This window comes from Caulobacter sp. GW822-FHT01G02 (genome assembly GCF_058802865.1).
Map to the genome: position 1 here is coordinate 70948 of NZ_JBXAON010000005.1, position 19859 is coordinate 90806.

A 19859-nucleotide genomic window follows, 5' to 3' on the forward strand; every position below is an offset into this window, starting at 1 on the left:
CCGCCAAAAATGGCGGTCACCCTTGGCAATCGCTCAGACGGCCGGGTGGATAGCCCGCAGGCCCAGCATCAGATAGCCGCCAAAGCCGGCCGCGAAAGCAGCCGCTGCCATCCAGAGCACCGGGCGGATCATGTCGAGCGGCGTCTGAGGGTGGGACTTCATCTGAACCTCCTGCGACCTTCAGCGGGGCCGGCGAATACTGACGCCGGAGGAGATACGCGCTCCCGAACCGTTGGTTGCCGTTGGGGAGCGGCTTTTAGTCTGTCGTGATTCCGGCGCAAGAAAAATCGTGGCGTGTCGTCGCAGGGTCAGGCTCACGCGGCTGCCGAGACCGCGACGGCCCGTCGGCTCGACGATGTCCAGGAACCTTTCGTCGATCGTTGATTTTTGGACGAGCGCGTCCATTTATCCCTTGAAGGGCGCGTCGGACCCCAGTATCCGGCGCCTTCGAACTTTCGATCGGAACAGATCATGGCCTCGCCGGAAACCTCCGCGAACAGGAAGAGCAAGCTGGTCCCGATGATCGCCGGGGGGGCCATCCTGGCCGGCGTGGTCGTCGGCGGGACGTTCTGGTTCCTCGACAAGCAGCACTTCGAGAGCACCGACAACGCCTTCGTCCAGGCCGACACCGTGTCGGTCAGCCCACAGGTCTCCGGCTATGTCGCCGAGGTGCTGGTGGCCGACAACCAGCGGGTCGAGGCCGGCCAAGTGCTGGCCAAGATCGATCCGTCGACCTTCCAGGCGCGCCTTGACCAGGCGATCGCCAACGCCAGCGCCGCCGACGCGGCCATCCGCGCCATCGACGACAAGGCCAGCCTGGAGCAGGCGATGATCGCCCAGAAGGCGGCCGGCGTGACCAGCGCCCAGGCCGACGCCGGGCGCGCCAAGGCCGACCTCGAGCGCTACGACGCCCTGGCCAAGCAAGGCTGGGTCTCGCAACAGAAGGTCCAGACCGAGCGCGCCGGCGCCACCCAGACCGCGGCCGGCGTCGCCAGCGCCCAGGCCGCTCTCGAGGCCGAGAAGCGCGCCGCCCAGTCGCTGGGCTCGGCCAAGGCCCAGACCATCGCCCAGGCCGCCGCCGCCCACGCCGCCGTGGAGCAGGCCAAGCTGGACCTGGAGCGCACCGTGATCCGTGCGCCCGCCGGCGGCGTGGTCGGCGCCCGCTCGGTCCGTCCGGGTCAGCTGGTCCAGCCGGGCGTGGCGCTGATGTCGATCGTGCCGCTGGGCCAGGCCTATATCGTCGCCAACTTCAAGGAGACCCAGGTCTCGCGCATCCGTGTCGGCCAGCCGGTCGAGATCAAGGCCGACGCCTTCGGCAAGCAGAAGATCGTCGGCAAGGTCGACAGCTTCGCCCCGGCCACCGGCCAGGAGTTCGCCCTGATCCCGGTCGAGAACGCCGTCGGCAATTTCACCAAGATCACCCAGCGCCTGCCGGTCAAGATCGTGGTCGACCGCAGCCAGCTCGGCCAGGCTCTGCGTCCGGGCCTGTCGGTCGAGATCAAGGTCGACGTCCGCGACCGGTCGGGCCCCTCGTTCGCCGAGGCCGGCCAAGCCACGCCGCAGGTCGCCCGCCAGGGCGTGGATCGCTAGAGCGAAGGAGCGCGTCATGACCGACGCCGCCCTGCCCGCCGCCGCTCCCCAGGCCCCGACAAAACCCGAGGTCGACTGGACCAAACTGTTCCTCGGCTTCGGCGCCATGGTCATCGGCCAGTTCATGGCCATCCTGGACATCCAGATCGTGGCGGCCTCGCTGCCGCAGATCCAGGCCGGCGTTGGGGCCAGCACCGACCAGATCAGCTGGATCCAGACGGCCTATCTGATCCCCGAGGTCGTGATGATCCCGCTGTCGGGATACCTGTCGCGCCTGTGGGGCACCCAGCGCCTCTATCTGATCTCGTGCACCGGCTTCATCGTCATGAGCGTGCTGACGGGCCTGTCCTCGTCGATCGACATGATGATCCTGACGCGGGCCCTGCAGGGCTTCATCGGCGGGGCGATGATCCCGACGGTGTTCGCCGTGGCCTTCACCGCCTTCCCGCCCGAGCGGCGCATCACCGCCAGCGTGATCATGGGCCTGATCGTCACCCTGGCCCCGACGGTCGGTCCCACCCTGGGCGGACACCTGACCGAGGCGTTGAGCTGGCGCTGGCTGTTCTTCATCAACGTCCCGACCGGGTTGGTGGTGCTGTTCGGCGTCTATCGCTGGGCCGACTTCGACAAGGGCGATCCCAGCCTGGCCAAGGGCTTCGACTGGTTCGGGCTGATCGTCATGGCGATCTTCCTGATGAGCATGCAGTTCGTGCTGGAAGAGGGCGCCAAGGACGACTGGTTCGACGACAGCGGCATCCTGTGGCTGACCGTGGTCGCCGTCCTGGGCGGGGTGACCTTCATCTGGCGACAGCTTACCTACAGGAACCCGATCGTCGAACTGCGCGCCTTCGCCAATCGCAACTTCTCGGTCGGCGTGCTGATGACGGCCGTCTCGGGCGCCAGCCTGTTCGGCGGCACCTTCCTGCTGCCGCAGTTCCTGGGCCGGGTGCGCCACTATTCGGCGTCGGAGGTCGGCACCACGATGATCGTCTCGGGCCTGTCGATGTTCCTGACCGGGCCGATCGCCGGCCGCCTGGTGCGTAAGACCGACCCGCGCGTGCCGATGTTCATCGGCTTCATTCTGGCCGGCTGGGGCATGTACATGGCCCATGGCGTGACCAAGGACTGGGGTTTCTGGGAATTCGCCGGCGTCCAGGCTTGTCGCGGCGTCGGAGTCATGATCGCCATGATCGCCACCCAGCAGATCACGATGAGCACCCTGCCCCCGCATATGGTCAAGAACGCCTCCGGCCTGGTGAACCTGTCGCGCAACACCGGCGGGGCCATCGGCCTCGCCCTGCTCGCCACCTCGATCTCCCAGCAGACGGCGCTCTACTACGACGACCTGACCTCGAAGGTGACCCAGGGCGGCGCGACGGCCGGCATGATGGCGGGCCTGATGGAGCGGATGCAGCAGCTGGGCGTCGCCGACCCCGGCGGCGCGGCGCGCAAGGCCATCGGCGGCATGTTGCAGCAGCAGGCCACGGTCATGGCCTTCGGCGACAGCTTCACCCTGCTGGCCATCGGCTGCTTCGTCGCCGCTGGCGTCTCGCTGCTGGCCGCGCCGGTCAAGAACGCCGCCCCGCCGCCTTCGGACGCTCACTGATGCCCGGAGTTTTCTAATGCCAAGGGTGCCCGGACAGATCGACGTCGCCAAGACCGAAGCCATCCTCGACGCCGCCGTCGAGGTGATCGGCGAACGCGGCCTGGCCGCTCCGATGGAGGCGATCGCCCGCCGCGCGGGGGTCTCCAAGCAGACGGTCTACAACCACTACGGCTCCAAGGCCGAGCTGATGCGGGCCTTGATGAACCGGCGGGTCGAGGCCATCACCGCCTCGCTGCGTGAACCGGGGGCGGTGGACAACCCGACCGAGACGCTGGAGGCCTATGCCCGTTCGGTGCTGGAGACGGTGATCACCAGCAAGAGCTACTCGATGATGCGGGTGATCATGCTGGGATCGGGCGAGATGCCCGACGTCGCCAAGGAGGTCTTCGAGGCCGGCCCGTTGAGCGCCCGCCGGCAGCTGGCGGCGTTCCTGAAGACCGAGACCGAGCTGGGCCGGATGAAGGTGGAGAATTTCGACCAGGCCGCGGAGTTCTTTTCCGGCATGGTCATGGGTCACAGCCAGCTGCGCTCGCTGCTGCGCCTGCCGTCCGACAAGACGCCGGACGAATACGGCCGCCTCGCGCGGGAGGCGGCCGTTCGTTTCATGCGGGCCTACGCGCCGTAAGCGCGATTAGCCGAAGTGGCCGCCGGTCTTGGCGGCCATGGCGCTAGAGAAGCCTTAAGCCTCTTCGGGGTCCGGCATGCCCATCATGTGGAAACCGGCGTCGACGTGGACGACTTCACCCGTGGTCGACTTGCCGAGATCCGAGGCCAGCCACAAGGCGCAGCCCGCGACGCCTTCCATCGAGGTGTCTTCCTTCATCGCCGAGAAGGCGCGGCCCTGGGCGATCATGCCGCGGCCGCCCGAGATGCCGGCCAGCGACAGGGTGCGCATGGCGCCGGCCGAGATGGCGTTGGCGCGGATGCCCTTGGGACCCAAGTCGCGAGCGATGTAGCGGGTCGAGGCTTCCAGAGCCGCCTTGGCCACGCCCATGGTGTTGTAGTTCGGGATCGTCCGCTCCGACCCCAGATAGGTCATGGTCACCAGCGAGCCGCCGTTCGGCATGATCTTGCTGGCGCGCTTGGCGACATCCACGAAGCTGAAGGCCGAGATGTTCATGGCCGTCAGGAAGCCTTCGCGGGTGGTGTTGTCCACGAACGAGCCCTTCAGCTCGTTCTTGTTGGCGAAGGCCACCGAGTGGATCACGAAGTCCAGCGTGCCGAACTCCTTCTCGATCAGCGCGAAGGCCGCGTCCATCGAGGCGTCGTCGGTGACGTCGCAGGGGATCATCGTCTTGACGCCGATGCTCTCGGCCAGCGGGCGCACGCGGCGCTCCAGGTCCTCGCCCTGATAGGTGAAGGCCATCTCGGCGCCCTGGGCGGCCAGCTGGCTGGCGATGCCCCAGGCGATCGAGTTGTGATTGGCCACGCCCATGACGAGGCCCTTCTTGCCCCGCATCAGCTCGCCCTTGGGGAACGCGTATTCGTCGGCCATGTGTCGGGCCCTTTCCGGAAGTCGTTGACCGCTGGTTAGCAGGCGGCTCCGCCGGGCGGAACCCTCCCCAACCTAGTCGGCGCGGCTGAAGATCAACGTGCCGTTGGTGCCGCCGAAGCCAAAGCTGTTGGACATCACCGTCTGCAGCGGCTTGTCGACGCGCTGGCGCAGGATCGGCAGGTCGGCGAACTCGGGATCCAGCGTCTCGATGTTGGCGCTCTCGCAGGCGAAGCCGTTGTTGAGCATCAGGATCGAGTAGATGGCCTCCTGCGCGCCGGCCGCGCCCAGGCTGTGCCCGGTCAGCGACTTGGTCGACGAGATCATCGGGGCCTTGTCGCCGAACACCTCGCGCACCGCGCCCATCTCCTTGCTGTCGCCGACCGGCGTCGAGGTGCCGTGCGGGTTCAGGTAGTCGATGGTGCGGTCGCCAGCCTGCGCCATGGCCAGCTTCATGCAGCGCGCCGCGCCCTCGCCCGACGGGGCGACCATGTCGTATCCGTCGGAATTAGCCGCATAACCCACGAGTTCGCCATAGATCTTGGCCCCGCGCGCCTTGGCGTGCTCGTACTCCTCCAGCACCACGACGCCCGCGCCGCCGGCGATCACGAAGCCGTCGCGGTCCTTGTCGTAGGCGCGGCTGGCCACCGCCGGGCGGTCGTTGAAGTTGCTGCTCATGGCGCCCATGGCGTCGAACAGGTTCGACAGGGTCCAGTCCAGCTCCTCGCAGCCGCCGGCGAAGATGATGTCCTGCTTGCCCATCTGGATCTGCTCGGCGCCCGCGCCGATGCAGTGGGCGCTGGTCGCGCAGGCCGAGCTGATCGAATAGTTGATCCCGCGGATCTTGAACCAGGTCGACAGCACCGCCGACGGACCCGAGCTCATGGCCTTGGGCACCGCGAACGGACCGATCCGCTTGGGACCCTTCTCCCTCGTCGTGGCGGCGGCCTCGACGATGACGCGGGTGGACGGGCCGCCCGAGCCGACGATCAGGCCGGTGCGCTCGTTGGAGATGTCGCTCTCCTCAAGGCCGGAGTCGGCGATCGCCTGCTCCATGGCGATGTGGGCGTAGGCCGTGCCGGGCGCCAGGAAGCGGGCGGCGCGGCGGTCGACCAGCGGCTCCCACTCGATCTGGGGCGCGGCGTGGACCTGACAGCGGAAGCCGAGCTCGGCATATTCCGGCGCGGCGATCACGCCGGACTTGGCTTCCTTCAGGGACGCCAACACCTCATTGGCGTTGTTGCCGATGGACGAGACGATCCCCAGTCCGGTGACGACGACGCGACGCATATCGTAAATCCTCTTCTCCCCCTCGAAATCCGCCAGGGGCCAGCTCTCCCAAATCCCCGAGCGCGGCGTCGCCGCTCCCGGAATGGCCGGTCTCGTCTAACGGATCAGGACGCCATCTGTTCGGGCGTGAACAGCCCGACCTTGAGGTCCTTGGTTTCGTATATGGCCTTGCCGTCGGCTTCCAGGACGCCGTCGGCGATTCCCATGACCAACTTACGCATGATCACCCGCTTCAGGTCGATCTTATAGACGACTTTCTTGACGTCCGGCGTCACCTGGCCCGTAAACTTGACCTCGCCGACGCCCAGGGCGCGGCCACGGCCGGGACCACCCGACCAACCCAGGAAGAAGCCGACCAGCTGCCACATGGCGTCCAGGCCCAGGCACCCGGGCATGACGGGATCGCCGATGAAGTGACAGCCGAAGAACCAAAGGTCGGGATTGATGTCGAACTCGGCCTCGACATAGCCCTTGCCGTGCTTGCCGCCCTCGGCCTCGATCCGGACGATGCGATCGAACATCAGCATCGGCGGGGCCGGAAGCTGGGCGTTGCCGGGGCCGAACAGCTCGCCGCGGCCGCAGGCCAGGAGTTCTTCGAAGGTGTAGGCGTTCTTCTGCATGGGGACGCCCTAGCACGGCGGCGGGTCAGGTCTCAACGTTTCCCTGACGGGGGGTGTTCCGACGCCGGGCGGACGGGCGCCTAACCCTTGCGACACTGCACGGCCGGATCCGCGCCCCAGATGTCGCTTTCCTTGGCCCAGCCGGACGAGCCGTCGGCGCGCAGCTTGCACCAGCCCTCTTCGCACTTGTCGAGCTGGGCGACCGAGCGGCCCTTCAGATAGGCGCTGACCTTGGCTCCATCCCGGGGGGCGCCGAGCAGAGGCAGGTTGGTCGGCTGCACGCGCATGGCCGAGCGGCGGCCGTCGGTGGTCCGCTTGTGCACCCAGGCCAGTCCGCCTTCCGGATCGCAGATCCGACGCCACTCGCGGGTTTCGGCCACCACCTGCACCGGCAGGCCCTTGGCATGGTAGATCCAGAGCAGCCGATGGGCCTCGTCCGGGCCGTTGCGCGCGTTGACCTCGGCGTATTTCAGCGACACATAACGTGGCACCTCCAGGCCCGACGGCGTGATCTTGGGACCCTCCGCCAGGGCCGGACCCGCCAGCAGACCGACGATCGCCCCAAGAACGACATGAAACGAACCTTGTTTTGTTTTCGACGGCATGTTGCTTGGCCCCTTCGGGCCCCTTTGCTACAGCTTTCAAACGCCCGTCAGTGAGAGCTTTTCAAACCGCCCATGGCCGCCCGCAAGCTCAAAGTCATCGTCACCCGCAAACTCCCCGATCCGGTGGAGACGCGAATGTGCGAACTGTTCGATACCGAACTGAACGTCTCCGACAAACCCTTGACGGCGGATGAACTGGTCGAGGCCATGAGCCGCGCCGATGTGCTAGTGCCGACGATCACCGATCGTATCGACTCGCGCCTTCTGTCGCGATCCGGCGATCGGCTCAAGCTGATCGCCAATTTCGGGGCCGGCGTCGACAATATCGACGTCGCCACGGCCAATGCGCGCGGCATCATCGTCACCAATACGCCGGGGGTTCTGACCGAGGACACGGCCGACCTGACCATGACCCTGATCATGGCCGCCTCGCGCCGGATCGTCGAAGGCGCCGAGGTGGTCAAGTCCGGCGGCTTCCACGGCTGGTCGCCGACCTGGATGCTGGGCCGCCGCCTGTGGGGCAAGCGCCTGGGCATCATCGGCATGGGCCGCATCGGTCAGGCCGTGGCTCGGCGCGCCAAGGCCTTCGGCATGCAGGTGCACTATCACAACCGCAAGCCCGTCAGCCCGCGCATCGCCGAGGAGCTGGGCTGCACCTACTGGGAAAGCCTCGACCAGATGCTGGCCCGGATGGACTTTGTCTCGGTCAACTGCCCACACACCCCGGCCACCTATCACCTGCTGTCGGCTCGCCGCCTGAAGCTGCTGCGGCCGCACGTGGTGCTGGTCAACACCGCCCGCGGCGAGGTGATCGACGAAGGCGCGCTGGCCAACATGCTGGCCAAGGGCGAGATCGCCGGCGCGGGCCTCGACGTCTACGAGCACGAGCCCGCGATCAACCCCAAACTCCTGAAGCTGCCCAATGTCGTGCTGCTGCCCCACATGGGCTCGGCGACGGTCGAGGGCCGGATCGACATGGGCGAGAAGGTCATCGTCAACGTGAAGACCTTCATGGACGGCCACCGGCCGCCAGACCGGGTGATCCCGGCGATGCTGTAAGGGCTCAGCGGGTCGTCATGTTGGCGGCCATGCGCCCGAAGACGTCGTTGAGCGCCCCGGCCATCTCGCGATCGACCTGAACCTGGTCCAAGGCGCGGCGCATCGCCTCCGTCCATTGCCCCGCCGTGGCGGCGTCGATCGGCATCGCGCGGTGCATGGACATCATGCAGACGCCTGGGTTCGCGACGAACCAGTCGCGCGGGCCGCCCAGCCAGCCGGTCAGCCAACCCTTCAGCGCGGCGCGCACGTTGGTCATGTCGGGCGCGTGCATGGCCCGCAGTCCCGCATAGGCCTGGTCGGTCTCGACGAGGTCGTAGAAGGCTTCGACCAGGGCGTCGACGCGGGCGGCGCCGCCGATCTGGTCGAAGGCGGTCTGTTGAACGGTCATCGAAGGCTCCGGACTCGAAACCGGCAGGATCGACGCGATCGACCGACCGCGCCTTGATCCCCCTCAAGCCCGTCGCGCGAACCTAGCCGCGCATGTCGCCCGTCTCGACGAACCGCTGGTGCCAGGCGAAGGCCTCGTCCAGCAGGGTCGGCGACTGCTGGCCGTACGAGTCGCGGCGGGCGCGGGCCAGGTAATCCTTCAGGGCCGGACGGTAATCCGGGTGCGAGCAGTTCTCGATGATCACCTCGGCCCGCTGGCGGGGCGACAGGCCGCGCAGGTCGGCCAGGCCCTGCTCGGTGACCAGGATCTGGACGTCCTGATTGATGTGGTCGACGTGCGGCGCCTTCGGGACGATGGTCGAGATCTTGCCGCCCTTGGCGGTCGAGGGGGCCATGAAGATCGAGACATAGGCGTTGCGGGCGAAGTCACCGCTGCCGCCGATGCCGTTCTGGATGCGCGAGCCCATCAGGTGGGTCGAGTTCACCGCCCCGTGGATGTCGGCCTCGATCATGCCGTTCATGGCGATGCAGCCCAGGCGGCGGATCAGCTCGGGGTGATTGCTGATCTCCTGGGGCCGCAGCACCAGCCGATCGCGGAAGCGGGCCATGTCGGCGTTCAGGGCGGCGGCCGCCTCGGGGCTCAACGAGAACGCGGTAGCCGAGGCGGTCAGCAGCTTGCCGGATTCCATCAGCTCCAGCATCCCGTCCTGCAGCACCTCGGTAAAGGCGGTCAGGTTGTCGAACGGACCGTGGACCAGGCCCGACATCACCGCGTTGGCGATGTTGCCCACGCCCGACTGCAACGGCAGAAGGCTGGCCGGCAGGCGGCCGCGCGCGACCTCGTGACGGAAGAATTCCAGGAGGTGGCCGGCGATGGCGCGATGGTCCTCGCCCGGGGCGTCGAACGGCAGATTGCGGTCGGGGGAGTCGGTCTCGACGATGGCGACGATCTTGGAGGGGTCGCAGCGGAAATAGGCCTCGCCGATGCGCTGGTCGGGCCGCACTAGAGGGATCGGCACCCGGTTCGGCGGCAGGGCGGTGCCGTAGTAGATGTCGTGCATCCCTTCCAGCGCCGGGTTCTGCCAGCGGTTGACCTCCAGGATCACCTTCGAGGCCCGGTCGATCCAGGTCTTGTTGTTGCCCACCGACGAGGACGGGATCAGCGCGCCGTCGGGGCGGATGCCGCTGACCTCGATGATCGCCGTGTCCAACGGACCCAGGAACCCCTGCCAGGCCATCGGCGCGACCTGGGACAGGTGCATGTCGAAATAGTCCATCTCGCCGCGATTGATCTTGTCGCGGGCGATGGGATCGGAGTTGTACGGCAAGCGGAATTCGATGCCGTCGGCCTTGGCCAGGGCGCCGTCCAGCTCCGGCCCCGTCGAGGCCCCGGTCCAGACTCTCAGGCGGAAGGGGTTTCCAGCCGCGTGCTCGGCTTCGATGCGGCTGGCCAGGGCCATCGGCACGGCCTTGGGATAGCCCGATCCGGTAAAGCCGCTCATGCCCACCGTTTCGCCCGGCGCGATCAGCGCCGCGGCCGCCTCGGCCGGCATGATCCTGGCCGCCAGGCTCTCCAGTCCGATCCGTGATCCGCTCATCTTCAAAGCCTCCGTACAGGACGCCGAGGGCTTAGCTTGGCCGTCGGGCCGGTGTCTGTCCCGTATTAGCCCGCAGCGGTCAATATCTGACGGGGTGCGTCGCCAGCCACGCCTTCAGATCGGCCACCGATCGGTCCGGAATCTGCTCCATCGGCACGTGGCCGACTCCCGGATAGAGGATCAGGGTCGCGCCCGGTATGGCCTTGTGGAATTTCTCGCCGTCCAGGGCCGGGATCAGCCGATCGTCCTGGCCGAACATCACCAGGGTGGGAACATGGATCCGCGACAGCTCGGACGCCGAGGCCAGGCGGCGCGGGCCGGTCTGCAGGCCCAGCAGGATATCCCGGTGACCCGGCGCGCGCGCCAGGTCGACATAGCGATCGATCAGCGCCGGGGTGACCAGCCTGGGATCCAGATAGGCCGCGCGCAGGCCCTGGGCGACCAGCGGCCGGGCGTCGATGTTTCGCAACAGCTTTCGTCCCAGCGGATTGCGCAGGATCGCGAAGATCGAGGCCCCTCCGGCCTTGCTCATTGGCCAGCCGGCCGCATCGACCAGAACCAGGCGCTGGACCTTGTCCGGATGGTTCAGCGCATAGGCCCAGGCCACCCCGCCGCCCATCGAATTGCCGCCGAGGGTGAAGCGGGTCAGGCCCAGCTTGCCCGTCACCCCGTCGACAACAGCGTCGAAGCCGTCCCGCCCGGCCGCATAGCCCGGAGGCGTACGGGTCAAGCCATGGCCGGGCAGGTCGAGGACAACCACGCGATAGTCGCCCGACAGCGCCTTGGCCCACGCGTCCCAGGCATGGGTCGAGGCCGAGAAGCCATGCACCAGCACGATGGCCGGCGCCTCGCGCGGGCCAAGATCGCGATAGTGCGCCCGCACCCCGCCCGGCAGGTCCATATACCGGGAATCCGCGTAGCCATACCGCGCTTCCAGCGCGGCGTAGGGGATGTCCGGCCGCTGCAGCAGAAACCAGCCGGCGGTCGCCAGCACGACGATCAGTCCGAGAGCGATCGCAAGACCCTTCGCCAGCGTCTTCATCCCGCCCTCCCCGACAGTCGAACCCGGGCGCCAGGATTTGGGCGGACGCCGTCGCCCGTCAAGCGCCGCACGAGGGACAATGCGGATCGGCCCCGATTCTCACGGTGCGGGTCTCGGCCGAAAGCGCGTCATAGATCAACAGCTTGCCCGACAAGGGTTCGCCCGCGCCGACGACCAGCTTGATCGCCTCGAGGGCCATCATCGATCCGATCACCCCCGCCAACGCGCCGACCACGCCGACCAGGGCGCAGGTCTCGGCGTCCGGCGGGATTTCCGGAACCAGGCAACGGTAGCAGGGCCTGCCGTGGAAAATTCCGACCTGACCGGTCCAGCGCCCCAGGGCTCCGCTGACCAGCGGCTTGCCGTGGGCCAGGCAGGCGTCGCTGACGGCGAAGCGGGTGGCGAAATCGTCCGTGCCGTCCAGCACCAGGTCATACCGGCCGACGATGTCGCCAGCGTTGGCGGAGTCCAGCCATACCGGATGGGTTTCCACGACCGTGTGCGGGTTCAGGGCGGCCAGACGCTCGACCGCCGCCTCGACCTTGGACCGGCCGACATCGGCGGTGGCGTAGAGCACCTGGCGCTGCAGGTTCGACAGCGAAACGGCGTCGGGATCCACCAGGCCGATCGTCCCAACCCCGGCGGCGGCCAGGTACAGCGCCGCCGGCGCGCCCAGGCCCCCGGCCCCGACCATCAGCACGCGCGCGCCTTTCAGCTTTTGCTGACCCGGACCGCCGACTTCGCGAAGCACCAGATGGCGGGCGTAGCGCTCGACCTCGGCCTCTGAAAAACTCATGGCGCTTGACCCTCCGGCCCGGCCTCGCCACATGCGAAGCCATGCAAAGCAGCAATTCCTTCCCCGACTGGCACGGCACGACCATTCTGGCGGTGCGCAAGAACGGACAGACGGTGATCGCCGGCGACGGACAGGTCTCCATGGGCCCAACCGTCGTCAAGGGCAACGCCCGCAAGGTGCGACGCCTGGCCGGCGGCAAGGTGGTGGCCGGCTTCGCCGGGGCCACGGCCGACGCCTTCACCCTGATCGAGCGCCTCGAGGCCAAGCTGGAGCAATATCCCGACCAGCTGGCCCGCGCCTGCGTGGATCTCGCCAAGGACTGGCGGACCGACCGTTACCTGCGCAGGCTGGAAGCCATGCTGCTGGTGGCCGACAAGACCGCCATCTACACCGTCACCGGCGTCGGCGACGTGCTGGAACCGGGCGAGAGCGCCGACGGCAACGCCGTGGCGGCGATCGGCTCGGGCGGAAATTATGCCTTGGCGGCGGGTAAAGCACTGCTCGACCAGGACCTTTCGGCCGAGGAGATCGCTCGCAAGGCGATGGCCATCGCCGCCGAGATCTGCGTCTACACCAACGGCAATCTCACCGTCGAAGCGCTTTAGGGCGAGGCCCAGCGGGTTTTCGTCGCAAACGAGATGCGCGGCGAATTCTCCCGGCGCTTGGCTAGGCGCGGGGAGGATCCCGCCATGCTGAAGACCCTTTCGATCGCTTGCGTTGCGTTGGCCGGCGCCGGCGCCGTTCAGGCTGAGCCCAGGAACCCCGCCGACCAGGTGGAGGCCGCCGAGCGCGCCTTCGCGGCCGACGGCCTGGCCTTGGGCGTGAAGCGCGCGTTCCTGAAGCATATGGCCAATGACGCCATCATCTTCACGCCCGCCCCGACCAACGCCCGCGCCTTCTACGAAAGTCGGGCGGGCGACAGTGGGCCCAAGCTGGAATGGTGGCCGGCCTGGGTGGTCGCCGCCAGGTCCGGAGACCTGGCCCTTTCCACCGGTCCGTCCTTTTTCGACGGCAAGCCGGGCGGCTGGTACTCCAGCATCTGGCGCAAGGACGCCGACAATGTCTGGCGCTGGATCTATGACGGCGGCAGCGCCGCCGACCCGGTCTCGGCTCCCGTCCAGACGACGCCCGCCCGGAAAGGGCCAATGTCCAAGACTGGCGAAGGCTCGGCCGCCAAGGCCTTCGACGCCGTGCGGGCGGCCGAGACGATGCTGAGCCAATCTGCTGAGAAGGACGCGCCCCAGGCTTACAAGGCCGTTCTGACGGCCGACGCCCATTTGATCGGTCCGCGCGGAACCCGCGCCTTGCTCCCAACGGCGATCGCGGAACGCTTGGAACAGCGTCCGACGGCCATGACCCTGACATTACGGGGCGGCGGCGCCTCCAAGGCCGGCGATTTCGTCTGGACTCATGGCGAAGCCGCGTGGTCGGAGGGTCAAAAAGCCGTCGCCGCGCACTATATGCATGTCTGGCAAAGGCGGCCCAACGGGTGGCGCCTGATCTTCGAGACCCTGATCAACGACCGATGACCGAGTTTTCCCCCCGCGAGATCGTTTCCGAACTGGACCGCTACATCGTCGGTCACGCCGAGGCCAAGAAGGCCGTCGCCGTGGCCCTGCGCAACCGCTGGCGCCGCCGGCGCGTGCCGGCTGATCTGCGTGACGAGGTCACCCCCAAGAACATCCTGCTGATCGGCCCCACCGGTGTCGGCAAGACCGAGATCGCTCGCCGCCTGGCCAAGCTGGCCCAGGCGCCATTCCTCAAGGTCGAGGCCACCAAGTTCACCGAGGTCGGCTATGTCGGCCGCGACGTCGACCAGATCGTCCGCGATCTCGTGGAAAGCGCCCTGGCCATGGTCCGCGACAAGCGCCGCGCCGCCGTGAAGGCGAAAGCGGAAGCCGCCGCCGAGGAGCGCATCCTCGACGCCATGACCGGCCCCGGCTCGACCGCCGCCCGCGACAGTTTCCGCAAGAAGCTCCGCGCCGGCGAGCTGGACGACAAGGAGATCGAGCTGCAGCTGGCCGACACGGGCGGCGGCGCCAGCTTCGAGATCCCCGGCCAGCCCGGCGCACAGGTGCTGAACCTGTCGGAAATGATGAAGTCGTTCGGCGGCGGTCGCACCAAGACCCACAAGACCACCGTCACCGGCGCCTGGGCCCCGCTGATCGCCGAGGAAAGCGACAAGCTGCTCGACCAGGAAGCCCTGACTCAAGAGGCCCTGGAGCTGACCGAGAACCACGGCATCGTCTTCCTGGACGAGATCGACAAGGTCGCCAGCAGCGCCCAGCGCTCGGGCGCCGACGTCTCCCGCGAGGGCGTGCAGCGCGATCTGCTGCCGCTGATCGAGGGCACGACGGTCTCGACCAAGTACGGACCGGTGAAGACCGACCACATCCTGTTCATCGCCTCCGGCGCCTTCCACGTCGCCAAGCCGTCGGACCTGCTGCCCGAGCTGCAGGGTCGCCTGCCGATCCGCGTCGAGCTGAAGGGCCTGTCGCGCGACGACATGCGCCGCATCCTGACCGAGCCGGAGGCCAACCTGATCCGTCAGCACCAGGCCCTGATGCTGACCGAGGGCGTGACCCTGACCTTCACCGACGAGGCCATCGACGCTCTGGCCGACGCGGCCGTGGCCGTGAACAACTCGGTCGAGAACATTGGCGCCAGGCGTTTGCAGACGATCCTGGAGAAGGTGGTCGAGGAGATCAGCTTCTCGGCGGCCGATCGTAGCGGCGAGACCGTGGCGATCGACGCGGCCTATGTCCAGGAGCGGATCGGCGCCCTCGCGGCCAACGCCGACCTGAGCCGGTTCATCCTTTAGGGCGACCGAAAACCCCGCCCTTCGACAAGCTCAGGGTGAGGTTTTCTGCTGATCGGCGGCAAGAGTAGTCCTCACCCTGAGCCTGTCGAAGGGCGAGGACGGACCCTGGGTTTCATGAGGCGACTGCGACCGCCTCCATCCCGAGGATCGCCGCCTTGCGGGCCAGGCCCCAGTGGTAGCCGGTCAGCTTGCCGCTCTTGCCGATGGCGCGGTGGCAGGGGATCAGCAGCGAGATCGGGTTGGCCCCGATGGCCCCGCCGGTGGCCTGGAACGCCTTGGGCTTGCCGGCCCAGCACGCCACTTGTCCGTAGGTGGCGGTCTCGCCGGCAGGAATCCGCAGCAGCGCCTTCCAGACCTGCACATGGTAGGGTGAGCCGATCAGCACCACCGGCAACGGCCCTTCCCCGCCCGTAAAGGCGTGGATCGCCGTGGCCTGGGCGGCTTCGTCGTCGCGCAGCCAGTCGGCCGCCGGGAAACGGCGGTGCATGTCGGCGAAGGTCGCCTCGTCGTCGCCGTCCGAGAAGGCCAGGCCCGCCAGGCCGCGATCGGCCATCACGAACAGGCCCTTGCCGAACGGCGTCGGGGCCCAGCCCCAGCGCAGCCGCATCCCCGCCCCGCGCCGGCGCACCTCGCCGGGGGTCGCGGCCTCCTGGGCGATGAACAGGTCGTGCAGCCGCGAAGGGCCTGACAACCCGGCGTCGAAGGCCGCGTCCAGGACCGTGCCGCCGGCTTCCAGCGAGCGTCGCGCCTCGGCATGGGCGATGGCCGAGACGAAGCTCTTGGGGCTGACCCCAGCCCAGCGGGTGAAGACGCGCTGGAAGTGGAACGGCGACAGGCCCACGGCCTGGGCCGCCTCGTCCAGCGAGGGATGATCCGACCACCGCTCGGCCAGCCAGTCGAGCGCCTTGGCCATGCGGTGGTAGTCGACCGAGCGTTCGGCCAGACGAACCAGCTCCTGGCTGGCCGTCTCCGGGATCGCGGTCGCGATAGGGGATGCGTCGTATGCCATGCTCATAGGCTATGACCCGCGGAGAACAGTGTCCGCCCGGTTCTTGCTGTCGGTTTCGGGGCGGTCGGTTTCGGGGCGGTCATGACCAGCGCTCGTTTCGGGCCGCGCGGATGGCGTCCTGCAAGGCGTTGGCGAAGCGGGTCCGCTCGTCGGGACTGAGCGACCGGGCCAGGGTCAGGCGCTTGCGATAGATCATCAGGCGGACGCGGGTCTCGTGCTCGCCAAGATGGTCGACGCCGACGCGGGTGAAGGCGGTCGGCGAGGTCCAGACGGTGCGTGCGCCCTTCTCGTCCTCGCGGCTGACCGTGACGGCCTCCGCCGTGACCTGGACCCGCTCCACCCGCCGAGCGGCGCGGTCCGAGGCCCGCAGCGCCAGCCACAGGGCCAGGACGTCCAGTCCCAGGAACGGCAGGACCGGCGGCGCGCCGACCACCAGCAGGAAGATCGCCACCATCACGTTGAAGGCCATGACCACCGCCAACAGCACCACGGCGCCCCGCGGCGTCAGCGAGCGGTGGGGCGCGATCACGCGGTCCATGTAGATCGGTAGGGCCATGGCGGGATTTTAGGACCGTCCCTGGCGCTTGGCGAGCCGTCCTTCTTGGCGTTTCAGGCGCATCACGGCATGGTCCGCGCCATGGCCAAGCCCGTGCTCGCGAAGAAAAAGAAGCCCGCCCAAAAGCGCATCAGCCCCGCCGAACGCGAGCGGGTCGAGATCCTGTTCAAGCGCTTCGAGAGCCTGGAGCCGCATCCCAAGACCGAGCTCAACTACGCCAACCCCTACGAACTGGTGACCGCCGTGGCCCTTTCGGCCCAGGCCACCGACGTCCAGGTTAACAAGGCCACCGGCCCGCTGTTCCAGGTCGCCGACAGCGCCGAGAAGATGCTGGAACTCGGCGAGGATGGGCTGATCAAGTACATCGCGTCCATCGGCCTGTTCCGCACCAAGGCCAAGAACGTCATCGCCGCCGCCCACATCCTGATGGACAAGCACGGCGGTCAGGTCCCGCTGAACCGCGAAGATCTGGAAGCCCTGCCCGGCGTGGGCCGCAAGACCGCCAGCGTGGTGCTGAACGAGCTGGACATCGAGCCGGCCATCGCCGTCGACACCCACGTCTTCCGCGTCTCGCACCGCCTGAAGCTGTCGGCCGGCAAGACGCCCGACGCGGTCGAACAGGACCTGATGCGGATCGTCCCCCCGCCCTACCAGACCCGGGCGCACCACTGGCTGATCCTGCACGGCCGCTATGTCTGCGTGGCGCGGCGACCCAAGTGCGAGATCTGCAAGATCAGCGATCTGTGTCCCTCGCGGGAATTGTTCCTGGGGGCCTAGCCGAGCGCCCTGAGCACCGCCCGGGCGAAAGCCTCGCCGTGGTCATGCGCATGTTCGAGGAACAGGTCCGGCTCGATGGCCTCCAGCTCCATCAGCTGCGGGGTGTGCTCCAGGCCCCGGATCAGATCCACGCGGGCATAGGTCAGCGGCGCGCCGGCCGCCTCCAGCACCATCTCGGCCGCGCGCAAGGCCTCGGGCTCAGGCGCGATCTCGGTCACCCTGCCGCCGAACTGCGGCTGGACGCGGAAGTCGCCCTCCACGGCGACCTTGGCCACGGCGTGGCTGAAGACGCCGTCGAAATAGAACAGGGAAAGCTCGCCCTCTTCCCCGACCGCCGGCAGGAACGGCTGGATCAGGGCCGGACCCGTGGGTCCGCCTTGAAGCGAACCGTGGCGCTTGACCCGGATGGTCTCGTGCGAGCCGGCCGAGATCTGCGGCTTGACCACCACCTCGTCCACCCCGAAAGCGTCGAAGGCGGCCTCGACATGCTCCAGCGTCAGAATGTCGTGGGCGTGGGTCGGCACCACCGGCGCGCCTTTCTCCGCCAGCTCGACCAGATAGGTCTTGGTCGAGTTCCAGCGTAGCACCGATGGCGGATTGACCATGCGCAAGCCGGCGGCTTCGAACGCATCGAGTTGGGCGAACCAGTCGGCCTGGCGCGCATGATAGCCCCAGGCCAGGGACGGCATGACCAGACGCGCCTGATCCTTGCTCACCGGATCCGTCCATGGCTGGGCGGCGATGGTCAGACCGTGGCGGCGCAGCGGCGTCGCCAGCCGCTCCAGCAGCGACGCCCAGCTGTCGCCGTAGCGGTGCTCGTCGCGGGCGGGGACCAGGATCAGGACGTCGGCCATCGGCATACTCGCGTTCAACGAAGCCTCGCAGCTAAGATGTCGCGACACGCGCGGCAAGCCTTGCGTTGCCTTGAGCCCCCACTTCCTTTAATCGCCAAGTGTTTGTGGCTTCCCCGCCCTGTTCTTTCAAAGGTTTGTTCCGCTCCATGACCGCGCTCTACGACGTCGCCGGCATCGGCAACGCCATCGTCGACGTCATCGCTCAGTGCGACGACGCCTTCCTCGCCCAGGAAGGCCTGACCAAGGGCTCGATGGCCCTGATCGACCCGGCGCGGGCCGCGAGCCTCTATGACGCCATGGCCTCCGGCATCGAGGCCTCGGGCGGCAGCGTCGCCAACACCATGGCCGGCATCGCCAGCTTCGGCGGCAGAGCCGCCTATATCGGCAAGGTCGCCGATGACCAGCTGGGCCGCGTGTTTCGCCACGATATGAAGGCGATCGGCTGCGTGTTCACCACGCCCTCGCTGGCCGAAGGTCCGGCCACCGCCCAGAGCCTGATCAACGTCACCGCCGACGCCCAGCGCACCATGTCGACCTATCTCGGCGCCTGCGTCGAGCTGTCCAGCGCCGACGTCGATCCCGAGATCATCGAGGCCGCCCAGGTCTCTTATCTGGAAGGCTATCTGTTCGATCCGCCGGAAGCCCGCCGCGCCTTCGCCAAGGCCGCCGCCCTGGCCCACGGCGCCGGCCGCAAGATCGCGATCACCCTGTCGGACAGCTTCGTGGTCGAACGCCACCGCGCCGGCCTGCTGGGCTTCATCCAGACCCAGTGCGACATCGTCTTCGCCAACGCCGCCGAGGTCTGCGCTCTGTTCGAGACCGACGACTTCGACGCCGCGACCAAGGCGCTGACCGAGATGGTCGAGATCGCCGCCGTCACCCGCAGCGAAAAGGGTTCGGTCGTGGCCTCGGGCGGGCAACTTCACGAAATCTCGGCCTACCCCGTGGAAAAAATCGTGGACACGACCGGCGCGGGCGACCAATACGCCGCAGGTTTCCTCTACGGCCTCACCCAGGGTCTCGCGCTGCCGGTCTGTGGCCAGCTGGGCTCCCTGGCCGCCGCCGAGGTGATCGATCACTACGGTCCGCGCCCGCAGGTTTCCCTGCGCGAGCTGGCCGCCCAAAACGGTCTTTAGGCAAGAACGGACTGTAGGATTTCAATGGCCCGCACCGCTGAAGTGGTCCGCGAGACGAAGGAGACCCAGATCCGGGTCTGGATCGATCTCGACGGGACCGGCGCCTCGACGATCTCCACCGGCATCGGTTTCTACGACCATATGCTGGAGAGCTTCGCGCGCCACGGCGGCTTCGACCTCAAGGTCGAGACCAAGGGCGACCTGCATATCGACATGCACCACACGGTCGAGGACACGGGCATCGTTCTCGGCTTGGCGATCAAGCAGGCGTTGGACGGCTTCAAGGGCGTCCGGCGCTTCGGCCACGCCTATATCCCGATGGACGAGACCCTGACGCGCTGCGCCATCGATCTCTCCAACCGGCCGTATCTGATCTGGAAGGTCGACTTCAAGCGGCCCAAGGTCGGCGAGATGGACACCGAGCTCTTCAAGGAGTTCCACCACGCGTTCGCCATGAACGTCGGGGCGTGCGTCCATCTGGAGACCCTGTACGGCGATAACACCCACCATGTGGCCGAAAGCGGCTTCAAGGCCCTCGCCCGGGCGCTGCGTCAGGCGGTCGAGATCGACCCGAAGACCGGCGGCCAGGCTCCGTCCACCAAGGGCGTGCTGTAAGGATCC

The 19859-nt window shown here is 67.8% G+C and carries 23 protein-coding genes and 1 pseudogene; 10 read left to right on the forward strand and 14 right to left on the reverse strand.

Annotated elements, in window-relative coordinates; translation table 11 throughout:
* Nucleotides 1-33: 33 nt before the first annotated feature.
* Both AC1RNC_RS15635 and AC1RNC_RS15640 read right to left on the reverse strand, forming a co-directional pair.
* Nucleotides 34-162, reverse strand: a complete 129-nt coding sequence (locus tag AC1RNC_RS15635; protein ID WP_492839018.1) for a hypothetical protein — start codon at nucleotides 160-162, stop codon at nucleotides 34-36.
* An 18-nt stretch (nucleotides 163-180) separates the two neighbouring features.
* A complete protein-coding gene (locus AC1RNC_RS15640) occupies nucleotides 181-405 on the reverse strand; it encodes a hypothetical protein (protein ID WP_492887287.1) in 225 nt (74 codons plus the stop codon).
* A 66-nt stretch (nucleotides 406-471) separates the two neighbouring features.
* On the opposite strand from AC1RNC_RS15640, the gene AC1RNC_RS15645 reads away from it, so the two are divergent.
* From AC1RNC_RS15645 to AC1RNC_RS15655, 3 genes are read left to right on the forward strand one after another with little or no spacing between them, the layout of a single operon-like run.
* Nucleotides 472-1590, forward strand: a complete 1119-nt coding sequence (locus AC1RNC_RS15645) for an HlyD family secretion protein (RefSeq protein ID WP_492839017.1) — start codon at nucleotides 472-474, stop codon at nucleotides 1588-1590.
* Nucleotides 1591-1606: 16 nt separating this feature from the next.
* Nucleotides 1607-3196 (forward strand): DHA2 family efflux MFS transporter permease subunit, encoded by a 1590-nt coding sequence (locus AC1RNC_RS15650; RefSeq protein WP_492887288.1) that lies wholly within the window; start codon nucleotides 1607-1609, stop codon nucleotides 3194-3196.
* Between the two features lie 16 nt (nucleotides 3197-3212).
* The gene (locus tag AC1RNC_RS15655; protein ID WP_492887289.1) at nucleotides 3213-3821 is read left to right on the forward strand and encodes a TetR/AcrR family transcriptional regulator; all 609 of its coding nucleotides are present in this window, start codon (nucleotides 3213-3215) and stop codon (nucleotides 3819-3821) included.
* A gap of 54 nt (nucleotides 3822-3875) precedes the next feature.
* On the opposite strand, the gene AC1RNC_RS15660 is transcribed toward AC1RNC_RS15655, so the two are convergent.
* The 4 genes from AC1RNC_RS15660 to AC1RNC_RS15675 all read right to left on the reverse strand — a co-directional run bounded on the left by AC1RNC_RS15660 (nucleotide 3876) and on the right by AC1RNC_RS15675 (nucleotide 7203).
* Nucleotides 3876-4691 (reverse strand): enoyl-ACP reductase FabI, encoded by an 816-nt coding sequence (locus AC1RNC_RS15660; RefSeq protein WP_492887290.1) that lies wholly within the window; start codon nucleotides 4689-4691, stop codon nucleotides 3876-3878.
* Nucleotides 4692-4763: 72 nt separating this feature from the next.
* A complete protein-coding gene (gene fabB / locus AC1RNC_RS15665; RefSeq protein ID WP_492887291.1) occupies nucleotides 4764-5978 on the reverse strand; it encodes a beta-ketoacyl-ACP synthase I in 1215 nt (404 codons plus the stop codon).
* A 104-nt stretch (nucleotides 5979-6082) separates the two neighbouring features.
* Nucleotides 6083-6598: a 3-hydroxyacyl-[acyl-carrier-protein] dehydratase FabA gene (fabA, locus tag AC1RNC_RS15670; protein ID WP_125158983.1), complete on the reverse strand. Its 516-nt coding sequence runs from the start codon at nucleotides 6596-6598 to the stop codon at nucleotides 6083-6085.
* 80 nt (nucleotides 6599-6678) lie between these two features.
* Nucleotides 6679-7203, reverse strand: a complete 525-nt coding sequence (locus AC1RNC_RS15675; RefSeq protein ID WP_492839011.1) for an SH3 domain-containing protein — start codon at nucleotides 7201-7203, stop codon at nucleotides 6679-6681.
* 72 nt (nucleotides 7204-7275) lie between these two features.
* On the opposite strand from AC1RNC_RS15675, the gene AC1RNC_RS15680 reads away from it, so the two are divergent.
* A complete protein-coding gene (locus AC1RNC_RS15680; protein ID WP_492887292.1) occupies nucleotides 7276-8262 on the forward strand; it encodes a 2-hydroxyacid dehydrogenase in 987 nt (328 codons plus the stop codon).
* Between the two features lie 4 nt (nucleotides 8263-8266).
* Here AC1RNC_RS15680 and AC1RNC_RS15685 read toward each other — a convergent pair whose 3' ends face one another.
* The 4 genes from AC1RNC_RS15685 to AC1RNC_RS15700 all read right to left on the reverse strand — a co-directional run bounded on the left by AC1RNC_RS15685 (nucleotide 8267) and on the right by AC1RNC_RS15700 (nucleotide 12085).
* Complete coding sequence (locus tag AC1RNC_RS15685; RefSeq protein ID WP_492887293.1) at nucleotides 8267-8650, reverse strand: group II truncated hemoglobin; 384 nt, start codon at nucleotides 8648-8650, stop codon at nucleotides 8267-8269.
* Between the two features lie 82 nt (nucleotides 8651-8732).
* Nucleotides 8733-10247: a succinyl-CoA:acetate CoA-transferase ScpC gene (gene scpC / locus AC1RNC_RS15690; protein WP_492839007.1), complete on the reverse strand. Its 1515-nt coding sequence runs from the start codon at nucleotides 10245-10247 to the stop codon at nucleotides 8733-8735.
* A gap of 79 nt (nucleotides 10248-10326) precedes the next feature.
* Nucleotides 10327-11289: an alpha/beta fold hydrolase gene (locus tag AC1RNC_RS15695; protein ID WP_492887294.1), complete on the reverse strand. Its 963-nt coding sequence runs from the start codon at nucleotides 11287-11289 to the stop codon at nucleotides 10327-10329.
* Nucleotides 11290-11347: 58 nt separating this feature from the next.
* On the reverse strand, nucleotides 11348-12085 hold the full coding sequence (locus tag AC1RNC_RS15700) for a HesA/MoeB/ThiF family protein (protein ID WP_492887295.1): 738 nt from the start codon (nucleotides 12083-12085) through the stop codon (nucleotides 11348-11350).
* 5 nt (nucleotides 12086-12090) lie between these two features.
* Between AC1RNC_RS15700 and hslV the strand changes: the two genes are divergently transcribed.
* The 3 genes from hslV to hslU all read left to right on the forward strand — a co-directional run bounded on the left by hslV (nucleotide 12091) and on the right by hslU (nucleotide 14906).
* Entirely contained in the window at nucleotides 12091-12690 is a 600-nt protein-coding gene (gene hslV / locus AC1RNC_RS15705) for an ATP-dependent protease subunit HslV (protein ID WP_492887296.1), read from the forward strand.
* Between the two features lie 84 nt (nucleotides 12691-12774).
* On the forward strand, nucleotides 12775-13614 hold the full coding sequence (locus tag AC1RNC_RS15710; protein WP_492887297.1) for a DUF4440 domain-containing protein: 840 nt from the start codon (nucleotides 12775-12777) through the stop codon (nucleotides 13612-13614).
* Nucleotides 13611-14906, forward strand: a complete 1296-nt coding sequence (hslU, locus tag AC1RNC_RS15715; RefSeq protein ID WP_492838999.1) for an ATP-dependent protease ATPase subunit HslU — start codon at nucleotides 13611-13613, stop codon at nucleotides 14904-14906. Before AC1RNC_RS15710 ends, hslU begins: the two co-directional genes overlap by 4 nt.
* Nucleotides 14907-14914: 8 nt before the next feature.
* Here hslU and AC1RNC_RS15720 read toward each other — a convergent pair.
* The 3 genes and pseudogenes from AC1RNC_RS15720 to AC1RNC_RS15730 form a co-directional block, all read right to left on the reverse strand.
* A pseudogene (locus tag AC1RNC_RS15720) lies at nucleotides 14915-15012 on the reverse strand (hypothetical protein); the annotation flags it as partial.
* 6 nt (nucleotides 15013-15018) lie between these two features.
* Nucleotides 15019-15921 (reverse strand): methylated-DNA--[protein]-cysteine S-methyltransferase, encoded by a 903-nt coding sequence (locus AC1RNC_RS15725; protein ID WP_492887298.1) that lies wholly within the window; start codon nucleotides 15919-15921, stop codon nucleotides 15019-15021.
* Between the two features lie 73 nt (nucleotides 15922-15994).
* Entirely contained in the window at nucleotides 15995-16471 is a 477-nt protein-coding gene (locus tag AC1RNC_RS15730; RefSeq protein WP_492887299.1) for a DUF2244 domain-containing protein, read from the reverse strand.
* A 69-nt stretch (nucleotides 16472-16540) separates the two neighbouring features.
* Here AC1RNC_RS15730 and nth point away from each other — a divergent pair, with 69 nt between their 5' ends.
* Nucleotides 16541-17248 carry an endonuclease III gene (gene nth, locus AC1RNC_RS15735; RefSeq protein WP_492887607.1) on the forward strand — a complete coding sequence of 236 codons (708 nt, stop codon included), beginning with the start codon at nucleotides 16541-16543 and terminating at the stop codon, nucleotides 17246-17248.
* Here nth and AC1RNC_RS15740 read toward each other — a convergent pair.
* A complete protein-coding gene (locus AC1RNC_RS15740) occupies nucleotides 17245-18102 on the reverse strand; it encodes an ATP-grasp domain-containing protein (protein WP_492887300.1) in 858 nt (285 codons plus the stop codon). The genes nth and AC1RNC_RS15740 overlap by 4 nt on opposite strands.
* A gap of 146 nt (nucleotides 18103-18248) precedes the next feature.
* Between AC1RNC_RS15740 and AC1RNC_RS15745 the strand changes: the two genes are divergently transcribed.
* Nucleotides 18249-19238: an adenosine kinase gene (locus AC1RNC_RS15745; protein WP_492887301.1), complete on the forward strand. Its 990-nt coding sequence runs from the start codon at nucleotides 18249-18251 to the stop codon at nucleotides 19236-19238.
* Nucleotides 19239-19262: 24 nt separating this feature from the next.
* Complete coding sequence (hisB, locus tag AC1RNC_RS15750) at nucleotides 19263-19853, forward strand: imidazoleglycerol-phosphate dehydratase HisB (protein WP_492838991.1); 591 nt, start codon at nucleotides 19263-19265, stop codon at nucleotides 19851-19853.
* Nucleotides 19854-19859: the final 6 nt, after the last annotated feature.

Excerpts from the sequence above, each read along its gene's own strand:
- fabA (WP_125158983.1), bottom strand. The coding sequence starts at position 6,598 with ATGCAGAAGAACGCCTACACCTTCGAAGAACTCCTGGCCTGCGGCCGC.
- nth (WP_492887607.1), top strand. The coding sequence starts at position 16,541 with ATGGTCCGCGCCATGGCCAAGCCCGTGCTCGCGAAGAAAAAGAAGCCC.
- AC1RNC_RS15730 (WP_492887299.1), bottom strand. The coding sequence starts at position 16,471 with ATGGCCCTACCGATCTACATGGACCGCGTGATCGCGCCCCACCGCTCG.
- AC1RNC_RS15710 (WP_492887297.1), top strand. The coding sequence starts at position 12,775 with ATGCTGAAGACCCTTTCGATCGCTTGCGTTGCGTTGGCCGGCGCCGGC.
- AC1RNC_RS15740 (WP_492887300.1), bottom strand. The coding sequence starts at position 18,102 with ATGGCCGACGTCCTGATCCTGGTCCCCGCCCGCGACGAGCACCGCTAC.
- AC1RNC_RS15655 (WP_492887289.1), top strand. The coding sequence starts at position 3,213 with ATGCCAAGGGTGCCCGGACAGATCGACGTCGCCAAGACCGAAGCCATC.
- AC1RNC_RS15640 (WP_492887287.1), bottom strand. The coding sequence starts at position 405 with ATGGACGCGCTCGTCCAAAAATCAACGATCGACGAAAGGTTCCTGGAC.
- hisB (WP_492838991.1), top strand. The coding sequence starts at position 19,263 with ATGGCCCGCACCGCTGAAGTGGTCCGCGAGACGAAGGAGACCCAGATC.
- AC1RNC_RS15725 (WP_492887298.1), bottom strand. The coding sequence starts at position 15,921 with ATGAGCATGGCATACGACGCATCCCCTATCGCGACCGCGATCCCGGAG.
- AC1RNC_RS15675 (WP_492839011.1), bottom strand. The coding sequence starts at position 7,203 with ATGCCGTCGAAAACAAAACAAGGTTCGTTTCATGTCGTTCTTGGGGCG.
- AC1RNC_RS15650 (WP_492887288.1), top strand. The coding sequence starts at position 1,607 with ATGACCGACGCCGCCCTGCCCGCCGCCGCTCCCCAGGCCCCGACAAAA.
- AC1RNC_RS15685 (WP_492887293.1), bottom strand. The coding sequence starts at position 8,650 with ATGACCGTTCAACAGACCGCCTTCGACCAGATCGGCGGCGCCGCCCGC.
- AC1RNC_RS15635 (WP_492839018.1), bottom strand. The coding sequence starts at position 162 with ATGAAGTCCCACCCTCAGACGCCGCTCGACATGATCCGCCCGGTGCTC.
- AC1RNC_RS15700 (WP_492887295.1), bottom strand. The coding sequence starts at position 12,085 with ATGAGTTTTTCAGAGGCCGAGGTCGAGCGCTACGCCCGCCATCTGGTG.
- AC1RNC_RS15645 (WP_492839017.1), top strand. The coding sequence starts at position 472 with ATGGCCTCGCCGGAAACCTCCGCGAACAGGAAGAGCAAGCTGGTCCCG.
- fabB (WP_492887291.1), bottom strand. The coding sequence starts at position 5,978 with ATGCGTCGCGTCGTCGTCACCGGACTGGGGATCGTCTCGTCCATCGGC.
- hslU (WP_492838999.1), top strand. The coding sequence starts at position 13,611 with ATGACCGAGTTTTCCCCCCGCGAGATCGTTTCCGAACTGGACCGCTAC.
- AC1RNC_RS15680 (WP_492887292.1), top strand. The coding sequence starts at position 7,276 with ATGGCCGCCCGCAAGCTCAAAGTCATCGTCACCCGCAAACTCCCCGAT.
- scpC (WP_492839007.1), bottom strand. The coding sequence starts at position 10,247 with ATGAGCGGATCACGGATCGGACTGGAGAGCCTGGCGGCCAGGATCATG.
- AC1RNC_RS15745 (WP_492887301.1), top strand. The coding sequence starts at position 18,249 with ATGACCGCGCTCTACGACGTCGCCGGCATCGGCAACGCCATCGTCGAC.
- AC1RNC_RS15695 (WP_492887294.1), bottom strand. The coding sequence starts at position 11,289 with ATGAAGACGCTGGCGAAGGGTCTTGCGATCGCTCTCGGACTGATCGTC.
- AC1RNC_RS15660 (WP_492887290.1), bottom strand. The coding sequence starts at position 4,691 with ATGGCCGACGAATACGCGTTCCCCAAGGGCGAGCTGATGCGGGGCAAG.